Origin of the sequence: Endozoicomonas sp. Mp262, assembly GCF_025643335.1 — a bacterium.
In the GTDB taxonomy this organism is placed as follows: domain Bacteria; phylum Pseudomonadota; class Gammaproteobacteria; order Pseudomonadales; family Endozoicomonadaceae; genus Endonucleibacter.
The window spans coordinates 3,010,381-3,036,846 of the sequence record NZ_CP092489.1; the positions used below are offsets into that span (position 1 = coordinate 3,010,381).

The 26,466-nt window shown below is 44.6% G+C and carries 17 protein-coding genes; 7 read left to right on the top strand and 10 right to left on the bottom strand.

The window, feature by feature from the left end; all coding sequences use genetic code 11:
* Positions 1 to 319 precede the first annotated feature (319 nt).
* Together MJ595_RS13240 and MJ595_RS13245 are read left to right on the top strand one after the other, a co-directional pair.
* On the top strand, positions 320 to 1,687 hold the full coding sequence (locus tag MJ595_RS13240; RefSeq protein WP_263078002.1) for a transposase: 1,368 nt from the start codon (positions 320 to 322) through the stop codon (positions 1,685 to 1,687).
* Positions 1,688 to 1,741: 54 nt separating this feature from the next.
* Positions 1,742 to 2,947, top strand: coding sequence for a hypothetical protein (locus MJ595_RS13245; RefSeq protein WP_263078388.1), 1,206 nt, complete (start codon positions 1,742 to 1,744; stop codon positions 2,945 to 2,947).
* A 108-nt stretch (positions 2,948 to 3,055) separates the two neighbouring features.
* On the opposite strand, the gene MJ595_RS13250 is transcribed toward MJ595_RS13245, so the two are convergent.
* Positions 3,056 to 4,423, bottom strand: a complete 1,368-nt coding sequence (locus MJ595_RS13250; RefSeq protein WP_263078002.1) for a transposase — start codon at positions 4,421 to 4,423, stop codon at positions 3,056 to 3,058.
* A gap of 157 nt (positions 4,424 to 4,580) precedes the next feature.
* Here MJ595_RS13250 and MJ595_RS13255 point away from each other — a divergent pair, with 157 nt between their 5' ends.
* Positions 4,581 to 4,916, top strand: a complete 336-nt coding sequence (locus MJ595_RS13255) for a hypothetical protein (protein ID WP_263078390.1) — start codon at positions 4,581 to 4,583, stop codon at positions 4,914 to 4,916.
* 528 nt (positions 4,917 to 5,444) lie between these two features.
* Complete coding sequence (locus MJ595_RS13260; RefSeq protein WP_263078392.1) at positions 5,445 to 7,109, top strand: hypothetical protein; 1,665 nt, start codon at positions 5,445 to 5,447, stop codon at positions 7,107 to 7,109.
* Between the two features lie 35 nt (positions 7,110 to 7,144).
* Here the strand turns inward: MJ595_RS13260 and MJ595_RS13265 are convergent, their stop codons facing one another.
* From MJ595_RS13265 to MJ595_RS13295, 7 genes are all read right to left on the bottom strand, one after another.
* On the bottom strand, positions 7,145 to 8,788 hold the full coding sequence (locus MJ595_RS13265; protein WP_263078394.1) for a dipeptide ABC transporter ATP-binding protein: 1,644 nt from the start codon (positions 8,786 to 8,788) through the stop codon (positions 7,145 to 7,147).
* A complete protein-coding gene (locus tag MJ595_RS13270) occupies positions 8,788 to 10,176 on the bottom strand; it encodes an ABC transporter permease (RefSeq protein ID WP_263078396.1) in 1,389 nt (462 codons plus the stop codon). The genes MJ595_RS13265 and MJ595_RS13270 overlap by 1 nt, the downstream gene beginning before the upstream one ends.
* 11 nt (positions 10,177 to 10,187) lie before the next feature.
* Positions 10,188 to 11,165 carry an ABC transporter permease gene (locus MJ595_RS13275; protein WP_263078398.1) on the bottom strand — a complete coding sequence of 326 codons (978 nt, stop codon included), beginning with the start codon at positions 11,163 to 11,165 and terminating at the stop codon, positions 10,188 to 10,190.
* 174 nt (positions 11,166 to 11,339) lie between these two features.
* Positions 11,340 to 13,484, bottom strand: coding sequence for an ABC transporter substrate-binding protein (locus MJ595_RS13280; protein WP_263078400.1), 2,145 nt, complete (start codon positions 13,482 to 13,484; stop codon positions 11,340 to 11,342).
* 177 nt (positions 13,485 to 13,661) lie between these two features.
* Positions 13,662 to 16,085, bottom strand: a complete 2,424-nt coding sequence (locus MJ595_RS13285; protein ID WP_263078402.1) for a metallophosphoesterase — start codon at positions 16,083 to 16,085, stop codon at positions 13,662 to 13,664.
* Between the two features lie 235 nt (positions 16,086 to 16,320).
* On the bottom strand, positions 16,321 to 17,499 hold the full coding sequence (locus MJ595_RS13290; RefSeq protein ID WP_263078404.1) for a M12 family metallo-peptidase: 1,179 nt from the start codon (positions 17,497 to 17,499) through the stop codon (positions 16,321 to 16,323).
* Positions 17,500 to 17,598: 99 nt separating this feature from the next.
* On the bottom strand, positions 17,599 to 18,297 hold the full coding sequence (locus MJ595_RS13295; RefSeq protein ID WP_263078406.1) for a hypothetical protein: 699 nt from the start codon (positions 18,295 to 18,297) through the stop codon (positions 17,599 to 17,601).
* A 222-nt stretch (positions 18,298 to 18,519) separates the two neighbouring features.
* Between MJ595_RS13295 and MJ595_RS13300 the strand changes: the two genes are divergently transcribed.
* The 3 genes from MJ595_RS13300 to MJ595_RS13310 all read left to right on the top strand — a co-directional run bounded on the left by MJ595_RS13300 (position 18,520) and on the right by MJ595_RS13310 (position 24,301).
* Complete coding sequence (locus tag MJ595_RS13300) at positions 18,520 to 19,746, top strand: efflux RND transporter periplasmic adaptor subunit (protein WP_263078409.1); 1,227 nt, start codon at positions 18,520 to 18,522, stop codon at positions 19,744 to 19,746.
* A 10-nt stretch (positions 19,747 to 19,756) separates the two neighbouring features.
* Positions 19,757 to 22,936, top strand: coding sequence for an efflux RND transporter permease subunit (locus MJ595_RS13305; protein ID WP_263078411.1), 3,180 nt, complete (start codon positions 19,757 to 19,759; stop codon positions 22,934 to 22,936).
* 183 nt (positions 22,937 to 23,119) lie between these two features.
* The gene (locus MJ595_RS13310; protein ID WP_263078413.1) at positions 23,120 to 24,301 is read left to right on the top strand and encodes a hypothetical protein; all 1,182 of its coding nucleotides are present in this window, start codon (positions 23,120 to 23,122) and stop codon (positions 24,299 to 24,301) included.
* Between the two features lie 79 nt (positions 24,302 to 24,380).
* Here the strand turns inward: MJ595_RS13310 and MJ595_RS13315 are convergent, their stop codons facing one another.
* Positions 24,381 to 24,581, bottom strand: coding sequence for a hypothetical protein (locus tag MJ595_RS13315; RefSeq protein ID WP_263078414.1), 201 nt, complete (start codon positions 24,579 to 24,581; stop codon positions 24,381 to 24,383).
* 198 nt (positions 24,582 to 24,779) lie between these two features.
* The gene (locus MJ595_RS13320; RefSeq protein ID WP_263078416.1) at positions 24,780 to 26,351 is read right to left on the bottom strand and encodes an AbgT family transporter; all 1,572 of its coding nucleotides are present in this window, start codon (positions 26,349 to 26,351) and stop codon (positions 24,780 to 24,782) included.
* Positions 26,352 to 26,466 lie beyond the last annotated feature (115 nt).

Here is a 26,466-nt window from a genome sequence, read left to right on the forward strand (position 1 = left end):
GCTGTATTATTTGGCTTAAGTATGTAACTGATCCTGGAGCTTGTCTATTTTTCAGTGATTATAACATACCATTCATCAGTGTGAGATTTTTTAAGGACAGTGAGATATTAGTTTGCGTTGATGTTTTGTTTTATTGGTCTACTTTATATCGAATAAAAGGATTTTAATAGCAGGCTTCTTTGATATGAACGTACAGCTATTCCCGTGACATCAATTAAATCACTGCAACAGCAAGGCTTACAGTAAATTCCAAATGGAGTGATTTCGCACAAAATAACGTCTACTTTTGATAGGGATACTTTATCAATGGCTGTCTCTCATGGCTTATCCATTCCAAAAAAGTCGTAAGCATCTTTGTGCAAACAGTTTAATTACTACGATTTCTGAAAGTTATGAGCAAATTCCAGATGTCCGACCAAACAAGGATTCCAGAAAAATAACAATACATGATGCCTCCATGTCCGCTTTTGCCATGATGCATCTCAAGTACCCATCGCTCCTCTCGTTTGAGCGTGATAAAACAGAGCAAGAAGTAAGGCATAACCTTGAGCACCTGTATCAGATAAAAAAACGTGCTCCCTGTGATACCAGTATGCGGGAAATCCTGGATCCAATAGATCCCGTAGAGTTCAAAAAGCCTTTTAAGACATTGCTGTCTAACGTCCAAAGGGGCGGATTACTGAAGGCATTCGAATTTCACTGCGGGAACTTGAAAAATCACTACTTGCTCCCGATCGATGGAACTGGGCTATTTTACTCCTGCAATAATAAAAAACCTTGTCAGGAGTGCTGTACTAAAAATAAGGGAAAGGCCAACGAAGCTCACTACCACCAGTTAATGGCAGCATGCATTGCTCACCCGGATCAAAAAACAGTCTTGCCATTGGCACCGGAAGCCATAGTTTGCCAGGACGGTTCGACCAAAAATGACTGTGAAAAAAATGCCATTAAACGGTTGTTTGCCACCATACGAGAGCATCACCCACGTCTAAAGTTCGTTATTCTTCTGGACAGTCTTTATGCTGACAACCCCACTGTCCAACTGATTAAGAGTTATGGCTGGCATTACATCATTGTCGCGAAAGATGGCAACCATGCCTCGCTGGTTGAAGCGATGGATGAGCTGGATAAAGAAGGAAAAGTTCACCGTGCTGAAAAAGTTAATGAAGAGACTGGAATTAAGTGGTGGTTTCGCTATGCCAATGACGTCAGGCTGAACAAGGCAAAATATGCAGAACAGGTTAATGTGCTTGATTTTGTCGAAACCGATAAAAAAGGTAAACAGCATATCTGGTGCTGGGTGACTGATATTCCGCTTAACGAAGAAACCATAGAACCCGTCATGAAAGGAGGGCGCTGCCGATGGCATATTGAGAACCAGACGTTTAACACCCTGAAAAATCAAGGCTACGATCTCGAACATAACTACGGTCACGGTGAGAAGCACTTAGCCACAAATCTGGCCTATCTGACGATGCTTGCTTTTCTCGTAGATCAAATACAGGAACTGTGCTGTCCCCAGTTTCAGGAAGCTTTAAGAACCCGCTCAAAAGGAGTCCGTATAGCATTATGGAAATGGATACAGGGCTATTTTTTGCATTGGCTGATAAAAACGTGGGAGGGGCTTTTTTACACAGTAACTCATGGTATTGAAGAGAAAAGGGTGATTCCATTCGATACATCATAACCGGCCATATCGTAGCTACGTTCAGGGGTGACATTTTTTCTTTAAAGCTCCGCTTTGTTAATTGGCGGCTCAGTTTTGATCGGCTTCATTATTTTTGCTGCCTTATTGTCAATACCAACGATCATCGACGTTCATCATGCGGGAATAGCTGATGAACGTAAGTTTACTGAGACTGGTATTATGAAAAAAATTGTTGTATCGCTAAATAAGCAGATTCTTTTGTTTTGCTGGTTGCTTTTGTCGGTTTTTCATATTGGTTTTTCTATTGCCGCTAACCCCAGTCCGAATATTAAATTTGAAAAAAGGCAGCTTGCAGGTAATAAAGCAAAGGTTTACTTAAATTATACCTATGATAAAGGTGATGTGAGTTTTACAGGAGCAGAAGGTGAAATTCCTTTGCTTTGCAGTACTGCATCAAAAGAAGAACCTGTTGAGTATGCAAGGTATTATCTTGGTAAAAAAGAATATGATAGATTAAGAAAGATTATCGAGCCAAATTTAGATAATGCGGGTTTTTCCTATATACTACAAGGGGGATATCTTGTTGTTAGCTTTCAGAGTTATGTCCAGGTTGGTCATGATGGAATTGAGTTAAAAAGAAGTGGGGAAGTAATAGAAGATGGGGATGTTAAATGGGTATGGCTAGTTGTTAGTGATGCTCCTGATGTTCATATTGCTGCATCCTGGTCGCCGATGAAAGTATCCTCGCAGGAAAGAGTTCTGGTTATACATATTATTGAAAAAGAGCCTGGTAGGGATATAGTGAAGACCTCTAATGGCGAGTTGCATATTGCTTCTTTGTTAAAGCCCGTTATTAACGCTGGGGTACACCTGATGCTTAGCCCCGATGATAAATCTTTCTATAGTTCTCCTGAACAAGATCATTCCTATAAATGGAAATTAGTAGAACTTGCATATAAATATCATCAGCTGCCCTATTTACAACAGGGGAGGAGAGTATCGGATACGTTAGAAAGGTGTAAATGTGGGGTTTTTCTGAATAAAGACGATAAAGCGCAAGTCGAAGCACTTGAAGCATTAACAATGAAGTATTTACTAAAAAAAGAGAGGGAGGTTGCACATGTATTACGTACAGTTGAGGGTTTGTTAATTGATAGACTTAATGCTGCCGAAATTAATGAGGTTTCAATGCCTCAAAGCATAAAGAGAAAGCGTACAGGTGAGGAAGGTGATTCTTCCCCTAAAAAGAAAAAGGGCAGCTATTCCCGCATGATGAACGTCGATGATCGTTGGTATTGACAATAAGGCAGCAAAAATAATGAAGCCGATCAAAACTGAGCCGCCAATTAACAAAGCGGAGCTTTAAAGAAAAAATGTCACCCCTGAACGTAGCTACGATATGGCCGGTTATGATGTATCGAATGGAATCACCCTTTTCTCTTCAATACCATGAGTTACTGTGTAAAAAAGCCCCTCCCACGTTTTTATCAGCCAATGCAAAAAATAGCCCTGTATCCATTTCCATAATGCTATACGGACTCCTTTTGAGCGGGTTCTTAAAGCTTCCTGAAACTGGGGACAGCACAGTTCCTGTATTTGATCTACGAGAAAAGCAAGCATCGTCAGATAGGCCAGATTTGTGGCTAAGTGCTTCTCACCGTGACCGTAGTTATGTTCGAGATCGTAGCCTTGATTTTTCAGGGTGTTAAACGTCTGGTTCTCAATATGCCATCGGCAGCGCCCTCCTTTCATGACGGGTTCTATGGTTTCTTCGTTAAGCGGAATATCAGTCACCCAGCACCAGATATGCTGTTTACCTTTTTTATCGGTTTCGACAAAATCAAGCACATTAACCTGTTCTGCATATTTTGCCTTGTTCAGCCTGACGTCATTGGCATAGCGAAACCACCACTTAATTCCAGTCTCTTCATTAACTTTTTCAGCACGGTGAACTTTTCCTTCTTTATCCAGCTCATCCATCGCTTCAACCAGCGAGGCATGGTTGCCATCTTTCGCGACAATGATGTAATGCCAGCCATAACTCTTAATCAGTTGGACAGTGGGGTTGTCAGCATAAAGACTGTCCAGAAGAATAACGAACTTTAGACGTGGGTGATGCTCTCGTATGGTGGCAAACAACCGTTTAATGGCATTTTTTTCACAGTCATTTTTGGTCGAACCGTCCTGGCAAACTATGGCTTCCGGTGCCAATGGCAAGACTGTTTTTTGATCCGGGTGAGCAATGCATGCTGCCATTAACTGGTGGTAGTGAGCTTCGTTGGCCTTTCCCTTATTTTTAGTACAGCACTCCTGACAAGGTTTTTTATTATTGCAGGAGTAAAATAGCCCAGTTCCATCGATCGGGAGCAAGTAGTGATTTTTCAAGTTCCCGCAGTGAAATTCGAATGCCTTCAGTAATCCGCCCCTTTGGACGTTAGACAGCAATGTCTTAAAAGGCTTTTTGAACTCTACGGGATCTATTGGATCCAGGATTTCCCGCATACTGGTATCACAGGGAGCACGTTTTTTTATCTGATACAGGTGCTCAAGGTTATGCCTTACTTCTTGCTCTGTTTTATCACGCTCAAACGAGAGGAGCGATGGGTACTTGAGATGCATCATGGCAAAAGCGGACATGGAGGCATCATGTATTGTTATTTTTCTGGAATCCTTGTTTGGTCGGACATCTGGAATTTGCTCATAACTTTCAGAAATCGTAGTAATTAAACTGTTTGCACAAAGATGCTTACGACTTTTTTGGAATGGATAAGCCATGAGAGACAGCCATTGATAAAGTATCCCTATCAAAAGTAGACGTTATTTTGTGCGAAATCACTCCATTTGGAATTTACTGTAAGCCTTGCTGTTGCAGTGATTTAATTGATGTCACGGGAATAGCTGGAAAAAGGGTGAGTTAACTCTTTTTGAACAATTGAGGGAGGCGGTTAAGGAAGTAGAAAAAAATGTAAATGTTGGAGCTGATCTCAGAAAGAAAAGAATTGAGGTTGTTGATCAACCAGGAATACATTTTGAGAAAGAATATGGAATGATTTTGCCTGCATCAATATGTGCTTTTAAAAAATTAACTGAAGGTATTGAGGCGGCAGGTTGGTATACTGATGATGTTAAAAGAATAATGGAGGAAATAGATGAACTCTATAAAAAATATCCTTATTTAGAAAAAGCAAAAGAAAGAATACCTGTTGCTGTTGGTGAAGAAGCCTTGGAATTATATAAAAAATTAATAAACTTTTTACCGGCTGGTTGAAAATAAGATTATCAGATAAGGCTGATTTTATCGGCCTTATCTGTTACAGATCTCAGCAGCTGTCGTGTATAAGCCTATTGATGGGGAGTCATAATAACTTCAGCTCGGTTCTGTTTAGTGATTAGCCAGTCTTTTTATAGTCACCCTATGGGTCAGTAGATGTGGATATGACCTAAAGATTGATACATGTTTAGGTGCTGGGTTCATTCTGGCACATCATTTCAATGCCTTTGATGTGCAGCCTCATTTCCAGCGTTCTGAGGGTGGAGCATAACTTAGTTCAGCTTGAAAAACTGCGAGCTGTGGTGAACTAAAAACACCTTTTGCGAAACCCTCTGGAGCTTGGGAGTGAGAGGAAAACATCGCCCACTAATTACATTGAAATGATGTACTGGCAGTAAACGTCATCATAGAGTGTGAGTGTGGTTTTTTGTTGATGTTTAATTTTATTGGTCTACTTTATATCAAATAAAAGGATTTTGATAGAAGGTTTCTTTAATATGAATTTAAATTATTAGGACTGGTGTTATGAAAAGAGTTAATGTATCGATGAGCAAGAGGTTTTTTCTTTTGCCTTGTTGCTTGCTGCTATCAATTTTTTATGCTGGTTTTTCTATTGCTGCTAACCCGAACATTAAGTTTGAAAAAAGACAGGTTTCAGATAATAAAGAAAAGGTCTATTTAAATTATACCTATGATCAAAAAGATGTGAGTTTTAAAGGGGAGGAAGGTGAAATTCCTTTATTTTGTGGTGATGTATCAAAAGAAGAACCTGTTGAATATGCAAGGTATTATCTCGGCAAAAAAGAGTATGATGAATTAAAAAAAATCCTGGGGCCAAATCTAGATAATTTGGGTTTTGCCAATATACAGCAGGGCGGATATTTTATAGTTAGTTTTCAAAGTTATATTCAACCTGTACATGGTGGAATTGAGCTAAAAAGAGTGGGAGAAACAATAGAAGGTGATGATGTTCAGTGGGGGCGGTTAATTGTCAGTGATATTTCTGATGTTCATATTGTTACATCCTGGACACCAATGAAAGCATCACCACAAGAAAAAGTGCTGGTCGTACATATTATTGAAAAAGAGCCAAGTGTAAATATAGTGAAGGTGACTAATGGTGAGTTACATATTCCTTCTTTATTAGAACCCGTTGTTAAAGCGGGTGTGCACTTGTTGTTTAGCCCAGAAGATAATTCATTCTGTGATTCTTCAAATTTAAATCCTGCTTATAAATGGAAAGCGGCAGAACTTGCTGATCGATATTATCAGCTAAAAAAATTACAAAATGGGCAGAGGGTATTCAATATGATAAAAGGATGTGAATGCGGTGTTTTTTTTGATAAAGAGGATAAAACAGATGTTCAAATACTTGAAGCACTGTCAATTAAGTATTTGCTGAAAAAAGAGGGTGAACCACCACACTCACTATCAACTGTTGAGGCATTGTTAGCTAAGAGATTTAAGGGGGCAGAAATTAATATGGAGGTATGGGAGCAGAGTGAAAAACATAAGAGTGCTATGAGGCAAGGGGCGTTTTCAATTAATGAAGAGCAAGGGCTTAGGGAAACTAAAAGTAGTGAAGATGCTATTGTCGGGCTGAAAAAAGAGTATCAAAAATATCATCAAGTAAGAGTAAATGCGATGGTAGGTCCTGGGTCTTCCAGGGTGGCAGAACCTGGTCCTTCACAAAAAGGGAAATTACTTATGAGCAGGAAAAGAACTTATGATTCAAGGGAAGAAACTTCATATTCCAGTGAAAATGGTAAAGTTGATTTTCGTTCCATGAAAAAGATTAAGGTTGAGACCACTATCGATGGCCAATTGAAGGAGGTGCTTAAGCAACTAGAAGAAGCTGTAAATGACTATGATACTCATAAAAAAACAGGTTATAAAAATTTAAATGAAAACTGGGATTTAAATTTAAAGATTGATACTGGCCTGAGCTGGTCTAGACCAGTGCGTCGTTTTAAAGAATTAGCCGGCGGTGTTATGAATACAGATTGGTATAAGAGTAGGGTGAATTCTAATGATGTCAGTAAGGCAAAAGAATATTTAGAAAATATAAAACTTTTACATAAAAACCATGTGACAGGTGATGAAAGATCAATAATAACAATTGAGGTTGCAAAACTTGCTCTAAAGTATTATAGAGAACTAATGCAATGTTTACCTGCTAATTTAAAATGAAATATAAATAAGGCCGAGCTGCTCGGCCATTGCTTTTAATTGACTTTGGGTACAGCCTGCAACAACTGCCGTGTATAAGCTTGCTGGGGATTCGTCATAATAGCTTCGGTTTTGCCCTGTTCAATGATGAGACCGTCTTTCATCACAGCCACCCTGTGAGCCAGATGAGGAATAATGGAAAGGTCATGGGTGATAAACAGGTAGGATACTTTCAGTTCTTTCTGAAGGGTAAGCAGGAGGTCCAGAATTTCTGCCCGGATGGATACATCCAGGGCGCTAGTAGGCTCGTCACAGATAATCAATTCAGGCTCCACTGCCAGTGCCCGGGCAATGGCAATACGCTGTCGCTGCCCTCCGGAAAACTCATGGGGGTAGCGAAAGCGATGCTCAGGCTCCAGTCGAACCTGCTCTAATAAGTGAATGACTTTTTCTTTCCGCTGTTGAGTGGGCAGGGATGAATTCAGGCTGATCATTCCTTCTTCGATAATATCCCCGATGGTCATTCTCGGGTTCATGGAGGAATAGGGGTTCTGGAAAATAACCTGAATTTTCCGTCTCAGGGGTAGTAGTTCCTTTCGTTGTAACCGGTTGATCTTAAGGTTATTAAACCAGATAGTCCCGGCGGTTGCCTGCTCAAGGCATAAGATGGCTCGGCCGATTGTGGTTTTACCACAACCGGATTCCCCAACTAAAGCCAGGGTTTCACCTTTTTTGATGGAGAAACTGATGCCGTTAACGGCCTGGGTATGTCCACAGACCCTTTGCAAAATACCTTTACGAATAGGGAAGTGAACCTCAAGGTCTTCCACCCTTAACAGGGATGAACCGGAGTCCCCGGGTCTGAATGAGTCCGTATCAGGCAGGTTATTGATTAATTTTTGGCTGTAGGCATGAACAGGCGCTGAAAAGAATTTCTTGCACCTGGCTTCCTCAATGATTCGCCCCTGGTACATGACGCCTATCCTGTGGGCAACCTGGCGTACTACACCCATATCATGGGTAATCAGCAAAACAGCCAGGTTTCGGGATTTGGTCAGTTTTTTCAGCAGCTTAAGAATCTGCTTTTGAATGGTGACATCAAGGGCGGTGGTGGGTTCATCTGCCAGTAGTATATCCGGTTCACAGGCCAGGGCCATGGCAATCATAACCCGTTGCTGCTGGCCTCCTGACATTTGATGGGGATACCCGTTTATTCGCTTTTCCGGTTCAGGGATGCCAACCTCTTCCAGCAAATCCAGGGCTTTTTCCCTGAGTGCCCGCCCTTTTAATGGGGTATGTAGCTTCAGGGTTTCCATAATCTGGTTGCCAATGCGTTGAACCGGGTTAAGTGAGGTGAGGGCATCCTGAAAAATCATGGCTATTTTGTTACCACGAAGGAAGGTCATTTCCTGCTCTGTCAGTTGAAACAGATCATGCCCTTCAAGCAATACTTTGCCCTGGGTAATGGTGAGGGCTTCTGGTAACAGGCGCATAATGGATAAGGAGCTTACTGACTTGCCACTGCCTGATTCACCTACCAGAGCATACACTTCACCGGCATTGAGCTGAAAACTGATATTGTGGAGGATTTGCGTTTCCGGATGCTGCCTTAATACCACTGACAGGCCTTCAATCCTGAGCTTTTCATGGAGGGTTTCCGCTTGTTTTGGCCTTGGGGATTGATGGGGATGGGTTGCCATTAACGGGTCTCCTGAGAGGGTTTTCCAGTGGTAACCGACTTGGGGTTAAAGGTGTTATTGACAAGGTCTGAAAAGAGGTTGGCTGCCAGTACCAGGGTGAACATAAACAGAAAGGCGCCTGTGAGGTTCCACCACACTGCCGGTTCCCGGCTGAGCTCGGCACTGCCAGCACTGATCATATTGCCCCAGCTATGGATGGATGAATCAACCCCTACCCCGATATAGGCCAGTACAGCTTCAGCAAGCACCAGGGCGCTGAAGTCCAGGACAAAAGTGATCAGGATAATATGGATCAGGTTCGGCAATATATGTCGGCGAAGAATGCGGAAGTGACTGACGCCAAAGGCGTGGGCTGCCTGGATATAGTCCAGCTGGCTCAGCTTAAGGGTTTCTGCCCTTAACAAACGACACAGGGTGGCCCAGCTGGTAATCCCCAGAATAAAACAGAGGGCTATAAAACGGGCGTCGCCTTTTTCCAGGCTGGTGTCAAAGTATTCAGGATGGAGGTCAATCCAGACCTGGAACAGCAGCACCGATGCGGCTATCAGTAAGATACCGGGAATGGAGCTCAGTGTGGTGTAGAGGTATTGAATAATATCATCCACCCAGCCTTTGAAGTAACCGGCAGCAATGCCAAAGATAATGGCGATGGGCATCATGATCAGCGTAGCCAGGGTGCCAATCAGGATACCCGTGCGAATACCTTTAAAACAGGTGTAAAGCACGTCATTGCCTGCCTTGTCTGTGCCCAGCACATGATAGAGGTGTCCCATATGAAGGAGCCAGGCAAGCAGGCAGCAAATCACAGCAAGGGTCAGGTAGCCGGTAAACCAGGGGTAGGGGGAATATTTTCCCTTGATCAGCCAGTGGTGAATGCCCATTAAACTGGCGGCAATAACCAGTCCCAGCAAGCAGGCTATCAGGCTCTGCCAAAGGATATCTGCGGCTTTGCTTTGTCCCGGTTGCAAGTGCTGGCCTGCATACTGCAACTCGGGAAAATCACGGTAGGTTCGGCCCTGGCTATCCTGCCTGTTTTCCTTGGCGTAAGATTTCAGGGAAAAAGGGGCAGAGTAGGTTTTTTCATTATTTTCCCCGATCTCTCCCAGCAGTATATCCAACACACTGTAAACGTCATTGGAGTAGTAAACAGTGTGGGCAGGTTGCCCTTCAACAGGGGGCAGTTCTTTACGGAAATGAACGGAGTCGGTAACGGCAATAGCAATATAGGTAAGAATAATCAGGAATGTGGAAAGCCCCAGCCGGGACTGAAAGACTTGACTCCAGCGTTCGCGGTTTTGAGGGTTTTTTATCAGACTGACAACAAAGGAGATAATACATATCAGCAGGATATAAAGCAGCAGGTCACTCCAGAGAAAAACAGGTTTCATCGGTTATCCCCTTAATTCAGCCTGACCCGTGGATCTACTACGGTATACGATATATCAGTGAGAATAAGCCCGGCGATATAGAGTAAGGACCCAATAAATACCATGGCCCGGACAATGGCAAAGTCCTGGGATTTAAGGGCATCTATCATATAGCTGCCTAATCCGGGGATACCAAAGAATGACTCCATAATCAGGCTTCCCATAAACAGCATGGGAATGACAATCACCACATTGGTGAGGATGGGAATCAGGGCATTGGGCAAAATATGCTTAAAAAGTACCCCCGCCTCACTTAATCCCTTGGCTCTGGCAGTTCGTGCGTAGTCCTGTTCCGCCTCTTCCAGAAATAGTGCCCTGTAAAGGCGGGCACCAGCCCCAATACCTGAAACAATGCCGATCATCACCGGTAGGATCAGGAATTTGATGGCCTCTATACCGGGCTGGAATCCCGAGATAGGCACTAGTTTCCACAGTCGGGCAAGCAGGTATTGCCCGCCAATAATATAAAAAAGATAGGAAATGGACATCAGCGCTACAAACAGGGCGATAAAGCCTGTTTCCAGTCCGGTATTTCTGAACATGACAACCAGCAGGGCGATACAGATATTAATCCATAGACCTACAATAAAGGTGGGCAGGGCAATACTCAGGCTTGGCCACATGCGCTGGGAGACATCGCTGGTAATATCCCGTCCGCTTTCTGACTGTCCGAAGTCAAAGGCAAACAGTTTCAGGGATTTGGTAAAGAAAATGGTATCCGTGTATTGCTCCAGTCCCTGTTGTTCAGAGTTGATAAACAGGGGTTTGTTGTAGCCATTGCTTTCTTTCCATAATTCAATGGTCTCAGCCGTGACATGCTTGTCTCCCAACTGGGCACGGGCCATATCATCCGGACTGTTGACAATAAAAAACAGCATAAATGTAATCAGGTTGACCCCGATCAAAATGGGTATGGCATAGAACAGCCGTCTTATAATGTAGGCAAGCATTGTTATTTTATCCTTGCATTCGTGTTACTGGTGCTACCGCTAATATTCATACCATTTTCAATTGAGATATTGGGAATAGGGCATGGTAGATGGATAATAGAAGTCTATACTTTTCCCCATTCCCCATTCCCCATTCCCCATTCCCCATTCCCCATTCCCCAGCAGTAGGTTATATCAGGTATTAATGGTTAGCCTCTGTCTGCGCCTGTAGGCACGTACGGCAGGGATTAATAGCAAAAAGAAACCACTCATACTGGCTATTAAAGGTATCAGGCTTGGCTGATTCCACTGTTTTTGTTTGGCCTTCCGAAGGCTCTTGTCTATCCGCAGGTATTTCAGGGTTGCCTTGCTAATGCCATGACGCTTGGTGTTATAGACCCACTGGTTGTTCAGGTAGTATTCCTTGGGGTAGTAACCCGTAAACCAGGGCGAGTCCTGGCGTACAATAGCCAGCATCTTGCTGACAATAACATCTCGTTCCGAGCCTGGTGCCATGGTTTTCATCTGGTTAAAAAGCTGGTTGAATTCGGGGTTGTTATAATTGGAAGGATTGTTGCCATCGCACTGGCAAAGGATGGGGCTTTGGGGGCCATGGAGCAGGAATAGAAAATTTTCAGGGTCTGGATAATCTCCCAGCCAGCCTAACTGAAATAGCTGATGGTTGCCGCTACGCATTTTTTCCTTATAACGATTCCAGTCCGTTGCCCTGAATTCAAGTTGAATGCCCAGCTTTTCCAACTGTCGTTTCTGCCAGTCCTGAGTGCTTTTCGTACTGGCCTGGGACTGAACATCAAAGTAAAGTGTCAAAGGTTTTCCGGTTTCTGCCTCCCGCCCTCCCGGGTAACCGGCCTCAACCATTAACTGTCGGGCAACATCAATGCTTTTACGTTCTGCCCGGCCATTAACCCAGTTATGGGTATAAGGGTTAATGCCCTGCTGGCCCTCAATATAGCCGGGAATGCCCGGTGGAATCGGGCCCATAAAGGGCAGGGAGGAGCCGTTATGGAATATCTCGATATACTCTTCCATATTCCAGGCAATGGCGATGGCCTGACGCAGCTTTCTTTTTTCTTCGCTGTAACCGCCCACCACCGGATCCAGCATATTAAAGCCATTGTAGAAGACGGCAGGCTTGATATCCTCGGACAGGGAGATTTTTTTCTCGGCCATTTCCTGTGATAGCTCAATACCACTGGGGCCGATTACCAGCGCCTGATCAAAGTTTTGATTAACATTGCCATGGTTTTCCCCTGAACGGTCATAATAGCCCTGGAGGAACTTACTCCACATTGGGAGCACTTCCTTATCCAGGGTAAATACTGCCTTGTCGATAAAGGGGAGCTGTTTTCCGGTATCTTCCAGAAAACCCGCTTCCCTGTCTCCCGGAGTCCCTTCAGAGGGGTAAAATTCCTGGCGAAAATTGGGGTTCCTTTCCAGGACAATTTGCCGGTTAGGGTCATTGCGGGTCATCATAAAGGCACCGGTGCCCACAGGATACCAGTCCAGTGTCAGGTTTTTTTCCTTAAAGCCGGGGTTGTGGTAGAACCGGTCAGCTTCCCAGGGAATGGGCGCAAAAAAATGCATGGCCAGCCAATAGGAAAACTGGGGATAGATTCCCTTGATGGTAATGGTATAGGTATGATCATTAATTTTTTCCAGCCCTCGCATTGGAAACCGGCGCAAATCCAGCCAGCCATCCCTTTCAATATTTTTCAGGGTCTCTGTGAACGCTTCCATTCCCACAATGTACTGGGCCATAAAGCCGATCAGTGGCGCCCGGTTGGCAGGATCAGCCAATCGCTTTATCTGATAGATATAATCATCGGCCGTCAATTCACGGGTAGAGGTGGCCTCAAAATCGGCGATTTCCCCATAAGGTGCCCCTTCGCTGGCGGTGCTGAAAAAGTATCGAAATTTACCGTTGTCTTTTACAAAGGCGGGGTGAGGCTGGTATCGGATGCCTGATTTTAAGCGAATAATATATTTACTGTAGGCAATGGCCGGATCATTTTTTTCAACCGCCGTAAACTGGCTATCCAGATAAATAATCTCAGGCATGGCTTCAGCTACTAATGGCTCAAGCGCATAAGGGCGTTTCAGGAAGTGGTAGCCCAGAGGTGGCTCATAAATCTGGTCTATCAGCACACTCTCATCAGTGGAGTAGGAAACAGCCGGATCCAGATGCTGGGGAGGCAGCTGAAAGTTTGTCTGGTAAATAATCTCGTCACCGCTATCAGAGGGGTGGGGATCATTCCACGGCCCTGAGCAGGCAGAAAGCAGTATCACTGCCAACAGAATCCACAAACGCTTCCCAAACATAGAAACCTTCTTGTTTGAATTGTCTTTCCATGGGAACTGAGTCCATGAGAATCAGGAACAGGCTATTATAGATGATTCGGATTGTACTTATTTAGGAGGGGGGTGTCACCTCTGCTCTTTTTATTGTGGAAAAAAGAGCAGAGGTAAGGTTGTCGTTGAAAGGTTATAGATACTGTTTTACTGGGAAACCGTGAAGTTTATCCGGCTGCTATTCTGCCCATCAGCCATTGCTTTTTCATTATATTGACTATCAGGGATTGTATAGGAATCACTACCATTGGCCTGTGCTTCAAAGAAGGTTTGCAGGGCTTGCCATGCTTTTACTTCGTTATAGTTAGTGTCACGTACCGCCATATCCATCAGGTTTTTGTGAGTATCCTGTCTGTTAATATCAAACTCAATCACCTTGCCATCTTTTGTTTTAGGATTAATGGCAAATTGTGGCAGGTTTCTCAGCAGGCTGAACTCAGGGCCATACATCAGCAGCAGCATATACTGATCAGCAATCACCGGGTAAAGGGTTTTGCTGTCTTTCATATCCCTATCGAACAGTGGTGTCAGGGCGCTATCTCCATGGGAGTGAATATCCTCCTTTTCATAAAGCTCAACCTTAGCCACTTCATATTCATCGTTAAAAGTTGCACGCAGGCCAGAGGCATTCAGATACCATTCCGGTTGAATCTGGTTGATGATGAACAGCTTGATAGTGCTGGATGCCAATAGCTTACTGGTTGTACCTGACTCAAGTAATTCCAGCAAAGGAGGAACTATTTTCATCGTATCGGGGTTAGATAGGGGATCATTATTCAACAGTTTCAGAATATCCCAAACTGTCAAGTTGACAGAGGCCAGTGCCTTTCCGAATAGTTCTAGATCGGTATGACTTATGATAACGTCGAGGTTGAAATCTTTACCGATCATAAGGTCATTAATAATGCCTTCGAGGTCAATGCCGACGGAACCCAGCCTGGCTCCCAGTATTTCGAAATCGACCTGTTCAAGAATGTTATCTCCGAGATCTTTGCGGGCAAAAATACCGTTGAGAAAGCCAGTGATATTAATGCCGGCAGCAACGACTTTTTCGTCTCTTGCCTGTAATGCCAGCTTTGCCAAATAATCCCCATCACCAGAGGCCAGCCCGTAACCGATTAAGCGGGCAACACTTTTAAGTTCCTGTGCAGTCAGATAGGCCCTGAACAGTGGGGAGCCGGTTAGTTCTTGCTGTTGGGGATCAATAGAAAGACCCAGTGACAAAACGTCGTACATATCTGAGAATGAGATATCCGCTGTCTTCGCAAAATCACCGCGGATAACGCCGTTGGCTACCAGGGATACCGGTTTGCTGGTTTCAATGGTGTAGTCACCTTCACCTGCTTCATCCTGACCGTATGCTGTATAGCTGTAGCGGGTGGCATCTGCTAAAAGGTTGCCGAGGCTGGATTCACCCAGAGTTTCTGGTTTTGCAAACTCAGTGTTTCCTCGTTTGGCAACGATTTGGTTAAAATCTTCAATCTGTGCAAGCTCTTTAATCCGCTTCTGAGCAGCAGTGACATGTTCGTTAATAGCTTTAACTGTTTTGTCTTTAGAGTTAACGGTGACGGTTTTAATATCGTGGTTGACCAGTTTTACCCCGGTAACCCCTTGTCCTTTGGTATAGGTGACATCCAGCTGTGCCAGAAAATCACCGTAGGCTCCACCACCAAAAATATAGGTTGTGTGGTCACCGTTCTTAACTTCGATGGGCTTTTGATCCCCACCGGCTTTGCCTATCAGGGTGTGGGCATGCCCGGTTGCAATAATATCAATGCCTGTGAGCTTTTTGGCGTAGTCAGCATCATCTCCCACGGGATTTTTGGGGTCGCTGATATTGGTCAGACCACTGTGGGAAAGGGCAACAATGATATTAGCACCTTCTCCTTTCAGCTCATTAACCTGAGTCTGTAGATCTTCAGTTTTGTTGTTGAAGCGAATTTTGGGTGCATTGGTGATGGTTGTGACAGCTTCAGGCCCCATCAGGCCAATAAAGCCGACGGTGATTTCTTGATCAGTACCTTTAAACAAAGTCTGGATGAAGCTTTGTCTGATCACCTCACCATCAACGTGTTTTTTTATAGAAGGTGAGTTATCAGCCACCATATTGGTTGCAACAATAGGGGGAAATTTCTCGCCAGCAGAATTATCCAGCCACCGAGCCAGGGACTCATCACCATAGTCAAACTCGTGGTTGCCCAGTGCTACGACATCGTAATTAACGTCTTGTAAAAACTGGAAGGCTGCCGGAGGCTCATTACCATTGGTTGGAGATGAGGTTAAGGTCATGTCGTAGACCGTACCCATCACAAAATCGCCGGAATCAATCAGCTTCACCGAGTCTTCAGGCTTTTCTTGTTTTATCCTATTGATTTCTGTTGCCAGCCTGGCATAGGTTTCGGCGTGATGGTGCAGGTCCGTGGTTTGCAACAGCGTAAAATTAACCGTGGCACCGCCAGAGGGCAGTTTATCACCTGTACTGGACGAATCAGAATCACTTCCTGAATTACAGCCGGTCAGAGCTACTGCGGAGCCCAGGATCAGACTTCCCCATAGAGTATGCTTCTTCATTATTACCCTGTTTTTTTGTTTGGAGGAGGTGTTTTTTTTGCAGCACAAAAGACAGTGTGCCGATATTTTGATTGTTTCGGACAGTCGAATAGTAAAGGAGAAAGGCGTGTTTAAATATTGATCTAACGCAAGGGTTTAATAATAATTATTTACCATTTGTTGACCGAATACTGACGAATTCAAGAAACATATTCCTGGGAGATTAAGTGTCTCCCCGAAGGGAGACCCTTAATTTCTATTGATAGTAAGCCTTCATCGTTACACCCTTACAGTCTGCCTTTTGTGCAAAAAGTGACAGGGTGTAGAGGTTGCCCGGGTTGTTAATAACAAGTTTTTCATCAGTGTTGCCCGCAGTGGCTGATTTATGGGTGAAATGATGGGCATCCGGCCATCCTTTATTGAGTGCATAAAGGTTACAGTCGCCACTGCCACCGGATGTTGTCACCACAAGCTGGCTGGCTCCGTCAGGAATCTGTACAAACCTGTCAAGGGGCTGGCCACCGGGTGTCACCTGTTTCATGTCGCGATACTCAAATAGCTTGGTCATGCCCCGAGTGGTGTTATTACCGCCGTTATCGTGGTTGTCGGCACTCTGGTTAGAAGGCAGGTATCTGGCAACCTGGGGTACTGTTTTTCGCAGTGCTGCTACAGCATTGGCACCATTTTGCGGATCACCCTGGCTTATGCCGCAGGGTACACCCTTGCAGGTCAGGCCCGGGCTGGCAAACTTATAAATCTTATTGCGCGTCCCGAATGCGGTAAAATAGGCCATGACCGTGACAAACTGTCCGTCTACACCATAACCTGTAGCATAACGGTAAGCGCCTCCTTCAGGAGCCTGACGGCGAGAGTGATTAAGTCCCATATTGTGTCCCAGCTCATGGGCCATTACATAATCACCACAGGAGGTAATGCTGGTGTGGGAGTACATAGAATTCTTCGACCACGCCATATTGCCATTGCTGCGATAACCACCAATCCAGGCCAGTCCACAAACACCATCTCCCGCATAAGGGCGGAGCATGACCACTGTATCAGCACCATGCTGCTTTCTTTCTTCATTAACACCGGTGAATTCAGCCTGATTATTGGTCATACGATCCAATACATCATCGGTTTTATCTTTATCACTGGTGGATACTTTTCTGGAATGAACATTTCTGATGACAATATTCAGTCCGCTGTCTGCATAAATTTTATTGGTAACTGCAACCTTATGGTCAATCAGGGTTTGGGCATCACCGCCGGCTTCACGTTCAACACCCGCTGAATAAAGAAACATGACATCAACGTAGGTTTTTTTGGGAATAGGTGCGGCTATTGCTGTGCTGATAAGGCCGGTAGCCAGCAAAGCACCGGTAACTATTTTTAAAAGTACTTTGAATGTGCTTTGTTTAGTGTTTGTTATTTTCATGATACTGCTCCTTGTATTATTTGCGCTTTATCCTTTTAGCATTTGCACCTCGTTCCCAGCGTCCCCGCTGGGAATGCATACGGGCGTCTCTAGTTATCTCTAACTGTTATCTGGAATCAGGGCATCGGTTTCCAGTGTTTCAATGTCGCTGCGGGGCGGTACTTTATAAAGCACGCCTTCACCATCAGCGGACTGCATGGAATAGCTTCCTGTGGGCGTGGCTACGGTGGCATAAACACTGTTGCGACCCGCCGTAATGATGATTTCGGAGGTTTTACTGTTAGCCAGATGCCCTGTCATTGTTTTTGAGCTGCCGTTATAGGTGATACCTGAAATAACAGCGGTATGTTTTGAATAGTCCGGTAACATAATTTCCATCTGGCTACCCACCTCAAGCGCATTAACTTGACCGGCATTAATATTGACAGGCATTTTCTCATGAACCTGTGGGGCAAACTGATAGCGTTCATTAATATAAGAGTTATTGATATGCCAAGGGCTTGCAGTAGTGGCAGTGGCAACCTCTTTTATCGGGCTATTTTGATCAGGCAATTCGGCTGTATTACGGGAAGTGGTTTCAATAAGTGTACGGGCTTTGTTTATATCCTTTTTATTTTTTCCTGAAACAATTTTAAATGGGTTGTTGAAATTCAATGAATTTTTATCATGATTTGAAATATTGTCGGCTTTATGGGTGGGCATACCAAGGCCTTCCTGATGGGCATTTTTTGAATCAAATACTTTTAATGCGGTAATGGCAATGGCTGCCGGAATAATTATGATAAGGGCTTTTTTCATGGGCTACTTCCTTGTATGTGTATTTGGGGTTTGAAGTGGTGTTGATGGTTAATTTAATGATTTGGAGATAAGAAAAGAATTAGACCAAAGTGTAGTCCTATACTTTGGTCTAAGGGATTTGAGGAACTATTGGCTGAAAGCTTAAAGTAAGCGGTATACGTATACCCCGCATAAAACTAGTGATAAACTGCCCGAAAAATACCATAAACACGGAAAGGAAAGATGGCGAACGGGCTTGTAGTCAGACAGATCACAGTATCCCTTTCTATTCTCTTGCTCAGTGCCGGGTTATTTTTTGGGCTGAGCCAGTTGAAAGGCTCCCCTGAAAAGGAGGAATCACCTTTGGTTGCCCCTTTTGTCGAGGTTCGTCAGTTATCGCCTGAATCGGTAAATCTTGTCATTAATAGCCAGGGTGTTGTGCACCCAGCCATTGAAACACGGCTGGTGACGGAGGCCAGCGGCGTTGTGAAAGCCGTATCACCGGTATTTGTCAGTGGTGCTGTTTTTAATAAGGGGGATGTGCTGGCTACTATTGATGACAGCGATTACCAGGTGGCACTGCGCCAGGCTGAAGCCGGCCTGGCAGCCAGTAAGGCAAAATTGGCTGAGGAGGTTGCCAGGTCTGAGGCAGAGAAAAAAAACTGGCAGCGTTCTGGCAGGAATCTTGCTGATGCTCCTGAACTGTTACTGAGAAAACCTTATGTGGCGGAAGCCCGGGCGAATGTTAAGGCGGCATCAGCCCAGTTGGCGAAGGCGCGCAGGGATCTGGAGAAAACGGTGATCAAAGCACCTTATGAGGGCATGGTCAGGGAGCGAAGCATTAATATTGGTCAATATGTCTCACCGGGCACTGAAGCCGGGACCCTTTTTTCTGTGGACTATTCAGAAGTAAGATTGCCTATCAAGCCCACGGATCTTGAGTTTGTTGATTTGCCGGCTATTGACCGTCACCCGTTCAATAATGTCAAAGTCACCCTGGAACAACGGCTGGGGCAAAGGACATTAAGCTGGGATGCCAGGGTGGCCAGGGCTGAAGGAATCGTAGATGAGCGCAGCAGAATGCATTATCTGGTGGTGAGGGTGGATGATCCCTATGGTCTGAAAACTCCCCGGGAGATGCCATTAAAAGCAGGTAGTTTTATTTATGCCCGGCTACAGGGACGCACCATGGATAATCTGTTCAGGCTTCCCCGCTCTGCACTTTACGGCAGTGGGCAGGTGATGGTGCTTAACCGGCAACAGAATAGCCGTTTTACCCTTCATTTTCGTGATATCACCATTATTTACGCCACTGAATCTGATGTTTTTGTGCGAGGAAACTTGCGGGCTGGAGAGTGGGTAAGCCTCACTGCGTTAAGCAACCCTGTTGAAGGTATGCAGGTTAAGAGCAGTGTCACCCGTGATATAGCCAAAGATGAGCAACAGATGATTAATTTGTCAAACCGGTAAGATCAGCTTTATGGATCACGAAAATAATAATAATCAGCAAAATGGATTAACGGGCGGAATGATAGGATGGTTTGCTGCTAACAGCGTTGCGGCAAACTTGCTGATGGCATTTATTATTGTGGCTGGTTTGTCGTCTGCCTGGATGATCAAGAAAAAGATTTTTCCGGATTTTGATATCAATACAATCAGGGTTGAGGTGCCTTATCCGGGGGCTGGGCCTGATGATGTAGAGCAAAGTGTGGTCTTCAAACTCGAGGAAGCTGTCCGTGATATAACCGGTATTAAAAAGGTTATCGCCATTGCCAGGGAAGGGATTGGCAGGGTATTTGTTGAAGTGGAGACGGGCTTTGATATCGATGAAATTTATGATGAGGTTAAAACGGCAGTGGAAGGACTGAGTAACCTGCCGGATAAGTCAGAACAACCGGTGATTTCCAAGTTGCAGCAGGAAAAAATGGTGTTGTTTGCCACTCTTTATGGAGATCTGGATCGGCTGTCCCTGCAACGCCTGGCACAAAAGCTTCACGGTGAACTGCTGGCCCTTCCTGAGGTGAGTAAAGCGGTGGTTATGGGAGAGCGTGGCCTGGAGATTGCCATTGAAGTATCTGAGCATACCCTTCGAAAATATGGCCTGACCTTTACCGAACTGGCCCAAAAGCTTCGTTTGTCGTCTATAGATATTGCCGGTGGAGCCATTAGAACTGATGAAGGTGATATTAGTGTCAAGGCCCGGGGGCAGGCTTATAGTGGTATTGATTATGCCAATTTTGTTATTCGTACCAATGAAGATGGCAGCCGTTTAAGGTTGGGCGATATTGCCACCATCCATGATGGCTTTGAGGAGGATGAAGCGGTTGTCCGTTTTAATGGTAAGCCCTCAGTCTCTATTCAGGTTCAGTCTGAAGGTAAGCAGAGTGATATAGAAACGGCCAGGGCGGTGAGGGATTATCTTGAGAAGCGCAGGGATAGCCTGCCAGTGGGTGTGAGTGTGGATACCTGGGCAGATATTTCCTACTACCTGCAAGGTCGTATGAATATGATGCTGGAAAATATGGTCTACGGTGCCTTGCTGGTATTTCTGGTACTGAGCCTTTTTTTACGGTTGCGGGTGGCTTTCTGGGTGGTAGTGGGTATTCCCGTTTGTTTTTTGGGGGCGCTCTGGTTAATGCCCCATGGCCCCACACCTGTTTCTGTCAATTTGATTAGCCTGTTTGCTTTTATTCTGGTGTTGGGGGTTATTGTTGACGATGCCATTATTATTGGAGAAAGCGCCTGTACGGAAATGGAGCGTAGTGGGCATAGCCTTCAAAGTGTCATGACGGGGGTGCGTCGGGTGGTTGTACCCGCCACTTTTGGAGTATTGACAACCATGGCTGCTTTTTTACCGGTATTGTTTGTAGAGGGACAGGGGGCTCCTTTTTTTGAGTCCATTGGTATTGTGGTTATTCTCTGCCTGCTGTTTTCATTGGTGGAGTCAAAGCTGATTTTACCTTCCCACCTGGCAAATATGAAGGCGCCTCCTAAGATGGCTTCTACTTCAGGGTTATCAGCACGATTTTCGGCATTTCAGCAACAATTTGACCAAAAATTAAAGGGCTTTGTTGTTCGTTGCTATCAGCCTTTATTGGCCAGGGCCGTTGATAATCGCTATATCACCCTGGCGCTCTTTGCCGGGGTGTTGGTTTTAACCTTGGGCCTGGCCAAGAGTCCCCTGGTGCGATTTGTTTTTTTTCCAAAATTGCCCAGTGACTTTATTGAAATGGAACTCAAAATGAATGCTGGAGTATCACTGGCTGAGCGTAATGCCGCCATTGATCAGGTGGAACAGGCTATTGCAAGGCTGGATCAGGAATACCAAAGTCAACACCCCGAAGGGGCTTTACTGGACAGTTTGTTTGTTCGTTCCCAGGGAGATACGGAAGGCTTCATGGTAGCGGAGCTGACAAAGTCTGAAGCGCGGAGCATGGATGCCTTTGAGGTGGTGGATAAGTGGCGTCAGTATGCCGGGAATATTCCCGGGGTTCAGACCCTCAATTTTTCTGCCAGTACCAATGCCGGTGGCTCAAAGCCGGTTTATTTCCGTTTGAGTGGTGATGATTACAATCAGCTCCGCAATGCTGCCCAGGCGCTGGCGGATAAACTGGAAAGCTATGACGGTGTCTTTGATGTGGAAAATACCACCGAGGCGCCTGTTGATGAGGTGACCCTGGATATTCGCCCGGAAGGTGAAGCCTTAGGGTTGACATTAGCCGAGTTGGGGAATCAGGTGCGCCAGGGATTTTATGGTGAGGAGGTGCAGCGTATTCAAAGGGGACAGGAGGAAGTTAAGGTGATGCTGCGTTACCCTAAAGTGGAACGCAATGACCTGACCGACCTTGACCGTGTCCGTATTCGTACCGGTGATGGCAGTGAAGTCCCTTTTCATGAAGTGGCTGCCATTGAACTGGGTGAAGGTTCCAGTTTTATTCGTCGAACCAATGGTACCCGTTCAGTGGCAGTGATGGCTGAGGTGGATACCCGTCGTATTGAACCCGGTGCCATAATTGATGATATCGAAGATAACTTTCTGCCAGAGCTTTTTGCCACCTATCCTGGCGTTAGTAGTGGCCTGGATGGTTCCAGTCTGGAGCAGAAAAAACTGGTTCAGCAGTTGAAAGTTGCCGGTATTATGGCGCTGTTTTTAATCTATGCCCTGATTGCCATTCCTCTACGCTCCTATTTACAGCCCATTATTATTATGGCCATTATTCCTTTTGGGTTGGTGGGAGCTGTAATAGGACATATTCTGTTTAATATTTCCTTTAGTTTACTTTCTGTTTATGGCCTGATTGCCCTTGCGGGTGTATTGGTGAACGACAGTCTTATTCTTGTTGATTTTATCAATAAAGGGCGCAGTCAAGGGTTGGCTGTGAAAGAGGCGCTTCTCAAGGCTGGAGGTGAGCGTTTTCGAGCCATTATCTTAACCTCCCTTACCACATTTCTCGGGTTGGTACCTATTACTCTGGAAACCAGTTTGCAGGCCCAGATTGTGATTCCCATGGCGGTATCATTGGGTTTTGGTATTTTATTTGCCACGGTGATTACACTGTTTTTGATACCTGCTCTTTATATGGCGGGGCTGGATATGGGTAAGGGGTTTCATTGGATCTGGAGGGGGCAGCTAACCAGAAAAAATAACCGTTATAATTAATAGGCCTTGCTCTTATTTTCACGCATTTTCTTTCTGTACCTGCCATATATTTTATGGCAGGTTTTGTTTTTATGGCTTATTCTGTTCTTTGTTCTGCTAAATAAAAGCTTTTTCTTTTGTTGATTTTTTTATCGTTTATATTCTTTCATTACTTCGTTTTTTTATAAATAAGAGATTGTTGTTATGGTTAGTGTGAAATGGCCTGGTTTTTTGCTTTTTGTTTCCCTGTTTTTTTCTTTAATAGTAAATGCTGGTGGGCATAGGGAGGAGGCGAAGAAAAAGTTTGACAAGGCCCGTGAAGATTTTTTAAAGGTTTTGAGTGATAATCAAGAAACAATAATGGCTCTGATGGAACCTCAGACTGAATTAAGCTCAGGTGTAAGAAAGGCACTGTATCTGGTGGATCTTCCTGATTACTGGAAAACGCATGCTTCTGATGAGAGCCAAATAAAAGGGGGCTTTTCATGGAAATATATTCAGGGTAAAGCTCATGAAGTAGAAGAATATGGTCAACAGTACCATCATGGAAATTATGATAAAGAGGAAAAAACCGTTATGCTTTCTTTAGAATATGAAAGTGAAGGCGGTGAGGTTATTGTCGGTTATCGTCATTATAAGCCTGATGATACTGCTTCGGTATATTATTCTATTTATGATAAAGAAAAAGGGAAGCCTGTATTGATTACTCATGACATACTGGATAAGCACCTTGCAACGAAATCATTCCTTCATATAAGACACGCTCCGGGAGAAGTCATTGAAAGAACCGATAGCCTTACCAGTTGCCCTGAAAATAAAAGCGCACCCTTAGTAATGACGGCAGTTCAGTCAATTTCAATTCAAAAGACTGGAGAAGTATTTACCAAGCCTGAAATTTTCGCGTTGATTTTTTATTATGATAAGAATGGGAAGTTTGTGAGATACTCCCGAGTGGATTTACCGTTTGCCTTAAAAAAAGGAATGAATAGGGGATTTCAACGTTTGATTGAGTGGGATGAGAAGAGTGAGTCAGTATTAATGGTTGTCTTTGAAGATGATCGAAATATTCCCTACGATATAATTGTTGCCTTTGGGAAGCTTTTGGTTAAACCCGCAGAAGCTATTTTTTCTGGAATGACCGGAGGGGCAACTACCGTAGTTACAGGGTTGATGGATGTACTTAGACCAGAGGTTTCTAAAATAAAAGAAGGGGATGGAACATTGGATAAAAGTGCCCTGCAGCATTTAAAAAAGTTTCAAGAGGATGATTTAATTGATGTGTGTCATATTATAAAATCCAACCTTCAGGTGACCGATAGCAAGCTTCAGCAAGAATGGATGCAGTGCGGGGGATCTATTGAGTTGGAAAATTATTATGGAAAATAGAATATTGGCATGAAGTTGCTAACTTGATCCTGAAATTAAGCTGTTAGTTTATCTACGCTGTTTTTATAGTTAGACTATTTTAAATAATATATAAAAGCAGCGTAAAAATAAGCCCGGGTACAAAGAAACCAATAAGTGCACCTGATTCCCTGTCACCCCATTTCTTTTCAGAATACAGTCCCATTAAGTAGGTAATAACGATCCATACCACTAAGCAAAAGGCAATGAGTACCCAGCCTAAGGGCGTTATTCCTGCTAATAATTTACTGAGATTAAACATAGGCAACTCCTTGATTTTTCGATGAATCTGTTTATTTTGACATCCGATTTAAGCAAAAGTTCGCAGTTATGCAGTCTTGGACTGAATGCCTATTACGTTAGTCGATGAAAGCATAGACTGTTTGAGAGGAGTTTGCCTGGTCAAATAGCAAAGGAGAGGCAGAGCCTCTCCTTAAGATAGCCTTAATTCAGTTCAGGCTTACATGGGGGGGTATACATAGCCTGCCTGGATGCCGAGAGGCAAGCCCAGGGCCCAGTAACCCAGCAGGAAGAGCGTCCATACCACCATGAAGAACAGGGTATATGGCATCATCATTGAGGCTACGGTACCAATACCGGTTCCCTTCATATAGCGCTGACAATAGACAACCACCAGAGGGAAGTAAGGCAGCATGGGGGTAATAATGTTAGAGGAAGAGTCACCAATCCGGTAAGCGGCCTGGCTTAATTCCGGGGAAATGCCAACACTCATCAGCATGGGGACAAAAATGGTACCAATCAGCGCCCATTTGGCAGAGGCAGAGCCAACCAGCAGGTTGACCAGCGCGCTCAGGATAATAATGCCAACGATGGTGAATTGGCCAGACAGGTTCAGGGCCTGAAGACCTTCGGCACCTGTCAGGGCCAGCAGTATACCCAGGTGGGAGTCATTGAACGCTTTCAGGAACAGGGCGATAAAGAAGGCCATGGCCATATAGCCGCTCATGCTACCCAGAGTCTTACCCAGAGAGTCAATAATATCCTTAGAGCTATTAAAGGTGCCGGCCACCTTGCCATAAATAATACCGGGTACCAGAAAAAGCAGGAAAATCAGTGGCACAATGGATTGCATCAACGGTGCAGAAAAACTGGTTAAAGAACCGGTGTTATCACGGAGGCTGGAACCTTCCGGTAAACAGGCCAGAATCAGCAGGGCAATGCCTGCCAGCATGCTCAACCCGGCCCACTTAAAGGCTCTGTTTTCCTCGGCAGTGGTGGAGCTCATATCCGGGGCGGCTTCAATATCGTCATCCAGTGTGTGATCCGCCAGACGGGGTTCGACAATTTTTTCAGTGATATACCAGCCCAGCAAAATAATCACAATGGATGAAGCGGCAGTAAAGAAGAAGTTGCCGAGAGGGTTCACGGTATAATTGGGGTCGTACAACTGTGCGGCAGTTTGGGTAAAGCCTGCCAGTAAGGGGTCGATGCTGGAGGGAATAAAACTGGCAGAGAAACCACCGGAAACACCGGCAAAGGCTGCGGCAATACCCGCTAATGGATGACGGCCTGCGGCATAAAAGATAATGCCGCCAATAGGGATAACCAGTACATAACCTGCGTCTGCTGCCACATGGCTCAAAATGCCAATGGCAACCAATACCGGGGTCAGTATCCTTTTAGGGGTAATACGAAGCGCTTTTTTAATACAGGTATTAATAAACCCGGAGCTTTCTGCAACACCAATACCCAGCATAGCAACCAGAACCATACCCAGAGGTGCAAAGTCCATAAAGGTGCTAACCATGGTGCTGAGAAAATGGGCGAGATAGTCGCCGGTTATCAGGTTTTTAACTTCAAGGGCTTCCTTGGTGACAGGATGAATCAGGTCGTAGCTGAAGAGAGAAAGAACTGCGGACAGAACAAAAATCAGAGCCAGTCCATAGATAAAAAGCATGGATGGGTCGGGAAGCTTGTTACCTACTCGTTCAATGCCGTTCAGGAAGCGATCCATCAATGCCGGTTTGCCCGACGGTGAGGAGGGTAATGGTGACGCCTGGTTATTACTCATATATTCCCTATTGCGTTAACGCTTTATCATTTATAAGAATGCCCCGACTTTAAAAAAGAACGATCTGTAATAAAGTGATTTATGTCAAAAAAACGAAAGATGATTGCGTTTTCCG

What these genes read in the sequence shown, in the direction of transcription:
- MJ595_RS13295 (WP_263078406.1), bottom strand. Translation starts at nt 18,297, where the DNA reads ATGAAAAAAGCCCTTATCATAATTATTCCGGCAGCCATTGCCATTACC.
- MJ595_RS13250 (WP_263078002.1), bottom strand. Translation starts at nt 4,423, where the DNA reads ATGGCTTATCCATTCCAAAAAAGTCGTAAGCATCTTTGTGCAAACAGT.
- MJ595_RS13260 (WP_263078392.1), top strand. Translation starts at nt 5,445, where the DNA reads ATGAAAAGAGTTAATGTATCGATGAGCAAGAGGTTTTTTCTTTTGCCT.
- MJ595_RS13315 (WP_263078414.1), bottom strand. Translation starts at nt 24,581, where the DNA reads ATGTTTAATCTCAGTAAATTATTAGCAGGAATAACGCCCTTAGGCTGG.
- MJ595_RS13320 (WP_263078416.1), bottom strand. Translation starts at nt 26,351, where the DNA reads ATGAGTAATAACCAGGCGTCACCATTACCCTCCTCACCGTCGGGCAAA.
- MJ595_RS13305 (WP_263078411.1), top strand. Translation starts at nt 19,757, where the DNA reads ATGGATCACGAAAATAATAATAATCAGCAAAATGGATTAACGGGCGGA.
- MJ595_RS13240 (WP_263078002.1), top strand. Translation starts at nt 320, where the DNA reads ATGGCTTATCCATTCCAAAAAAGTCGTAAGCATCTTTGTGCAAACAGT.
- MJ595_RS13280 (WP_263078400.1), bottom strand. Translation starts at nt 13,484, where the DNA reads ATGTTTGGGAAGCGTTTGTGGATTCTGTTGGCAGTGATACTGCTTTCT.
- MJ595_RS13265 (WP_263078394.1), bottom strand. Translation starts at nt 8,788, where the DNA reads ATGGCAACCCATCCCCATCAATCCCCAAGGCCAAAACAAGCGGAAACC.
- MJ595_RS13270 (WP_263078396.1), bottom strand. Translation starts at nt 10,176, where the DNA reads ATGAAACCTGTTTTTCTCTGGAGTGACCTGCTGCTTTATATCCTGCTG.
- MJ595_RS13275 (WP_263078398.1), bottom strand. Translation starts at nt 11,165, where the DNA reads ATGCTTGCCTACATTATAAGACGGCTGTTCTATGCCATACCCATTTTG.
- MJ595_RS13290 (WP_263078404.1), bottom strand. Translation starts at nt 17,499, where the DNA reads ATGAAAATAACAAACACTAAACAAAGCACATTCAAAGTACTTTTAAAA.
- MJ595_RS13300 (WP_263078409.1), top strand. Translation starts at nt 18,520, where the DNA reads ATGGCGAACGGGCTTGTAGTCAGACAGATCACAGTATCCCTTTCTATT.
- MJ595_RS13310 (WP_263078413.1), top strand. Translation starts at nt 23,120, where the DNA reads ATGGTTAGTGTGAAATGGCCTGGTTTTTTGCTTTTTGTTTCCCTGTTT.
- MJ595_RS13285 (WP_263078402.1), bottom strand. Translation starts at nt 16,085, where the DNA reads ATGAAGAAGCATACTCTATGGGGAAGTCTGATCCTGGGCTCCGCAGTA.